The organism is Bradyrhizobium sp. SZCCHNR2028, assembly GCF_032380995.1.
Classification (GTDB): Bacteria; Pseudomonadota; Alphaproteobacteria; order Rhizobiales; family Xanthobacteraceae; genus Bradyrhizobium.
In genome coordinates this window covers 1-1,571 of record NZ_JAUHJF010000050.1, presented here as the reverse complement: position 1 = coordinate 1,571, position 1,571 = coordinate 1, and the positions used below count along the sequence as shown (strand labels likewise).

Below are 1,571 nucleotides of genomic sequence, written 5' to 3'. Positions count from 1 at the left end.
GTCCCGGCACCTGTCTCCACGTTTCAAACAGCGGACAAGCTGAGCTTTCTCGCGGCGAGTGCGCCGAGCTTTGCCATCAGTCGACCTCTTCCTCCGAAGAAGAGGCACAGGGAAGACCGCATAGGCGTTAAGGTAGCGCGAGCATCGATTGATACTTGCGTTTTCGAGGAGGCTCGCGAAGGTGGCGCCCCAACGCGCGTTTTCTGCGGCGCAAGCAACGGATGGTTGGTTGTGGAATGATTGCTTGCAGCAAGGATGCAACGAGCTGCTGCAGGACCCGCCAAGCGCCAGGCGTCGTTAAGCGGCCTGCGTCCAGTGGGGAGAGTCCTCGAAGTCGCTGGCAAGCGGCTCGAGCAACAGGATGATCAGGAGGTGGGCCAGCAGGTAGGGCTTGGCAGAGCGCGGATCGGTTCCTGGCGGCGTCTTGAGGCCAATCAGACTCTTCAGTCGCTTGAACCCAAGCTCGATCCGCCATCGCAATCGATAGAGCGCAAGCACATCTTTGGTGGAGAACTCGTCCCGCGCGAGCGACGTGATCAGAATGACCCAATCCGCAGCCTCCAAAGTTTCTTTGGAGATGATGCGGTTTTCATCTTTTGCGTCTTGCCGGGCTTTACGCCGAGAAGCAGCAGCCGCACCGGTGGGCTTCTTGATTGCGACCAGACGCATAGCCAGAGGCGCGCCGCCCTTGCGCTTGATCCAAATCTCCCGATCGACCAGTCCGCGCGCCTTCGCGGCACGCAATTGGGCCATCAGATCGAACGGAAGGCCTTTGGCGTCAAGCCAACGTGCGTTCTTCCAGCCCGCTCGGATCAAAACGTCGGCCCCGGCTTCGCGGACGGCCGCAATGCGGTCAGGTTGCAGATAAGCGCGGTCAGCAATGCGGATCTCGTTCTTGACCACTGGTATCCGGTCAAACGTTTCGCCCTCTTGCTGATCTGTCAGCTCGAAGTGACCAAAGCGCTCATAGGGCAGATCAAATGCGCTATGAACGCGCCAAAGCTCACTGTTCTTGCGCGCAGCCGGTCCCGCCTGAGGCACTGTCGTCGCATCGATGATGCGGATCAGGCGGCCTTGGCTCGCCTTCGGAGCTGCCGCAGCGAGCAAGCCCTCCACCAGCACCGCAAACCAATCACCACATTGACGCAGCCGATAGAACAACGCCACGCTGGTGAGGTCGGCAAGGCCAACAGAAGCCGCCCATGCGGCTGTCGATCTCAGCCCTCTTTCACCCAAACAATAGGCCAGCATCAGCCGAAGTAACGTCACCGCATCTGGAATCTGCCGCCGACGCGCGAAGGCCTTCGTCTGGCGCGCAGTTTTCTCGAGCTGCGCAGCCCCGCCCAGCTGCGCAACCACTCTCGTCCAGTCCTCGTTCAGGAGCGATTCGTCTGCCATCCCCTGTTCGAATCACGGCGGATTCCAACACTCAAGCATAAACTTAACGCCTATGCGGCATTCCCTGCGCCCTCTCGATTTTCTGAGAGCGGCCGATCGATGCAAAGCTCGGGCGTATTCGCCGCGAGAACGCGAGATCGTGTCCTCCCGCTGTTTGAGATGTGAATCAGGAA

The 1,571-nt window shown here is 59.9% G+C and carries 1 protein-coding gene; it reads right to left on the bottom strand.

All coding sequences use genetic code 11. The annotated features are described in order from the left end of the window. Positions 1–297 precede the first annotated feature (297 nt). Positions 298–1,398 (bottom strand): IS4 family transposase, encoded by a 1,101-nt coding sequence (locus QX121_RS31575; RefSeq protein WP_315701243.1) that lies wholly within the window; start codon positions 1,396–1,398, stop codon positions 298–300. Positions 1,399–1,571 lie beyond the last annotated feature (173 nt).

Bases quoted from the DNA above. Each gene is read 5' to 3' on its own strand.
- QX121_RS31575 (WP_315701243.1), bottom strand. From the start codon at position 1,398: ATGGCAGACGAATCGCTCCTGAACGAGGACTGGACGAGAGTGGTTGCG.